We start from the raw sequence: 232 nt of genomic DNA on the forward strand, positions 1-232 counted from the left end.
CTGCACGGCTCCGCGTAGCCGGACGCAGTCCGGCGCGCGACGCATGCCAGGCGCGAGGCCTCGAACGATCAGTTGGTCGCGAGGCTGCTTTTCAGCAGGAATTCCAGCAGGTCGTCCGAGGTCGGTTCGCCCCAGGTATCGAGCGCCAGCCACCGGAAGAAACTGGTTTGCGCCAGCTTGCTCGCCTTCTTCTTCGGCGATAGCGTGAGATCCTTCGAACCGGCCACCGTCT

Annotated in this window: 1 pseudogene; it reads right to left on the minus strand. The window is 64.7% G+C overall.

Annotation, left to right across the window (positions count from 1 at the left end):
• Window positions 1-68 precede the first annotated feature (68 nt).
• Window positions 69-232: pseudogene (locus tag SB764_RS44940) on the minus strand (replication initiation protein); the annotation flags it as partial.

The organism is Paraburkholderia sp. SIMBA_027, from assembly GCF_046535315.1.
GTDB lineage: Bacteria > Pseudomonadota > Gammaproteobacteria > Burkholderiales > Burkholderiaceae > Paraburkholderia > Paraburkholderia tropica.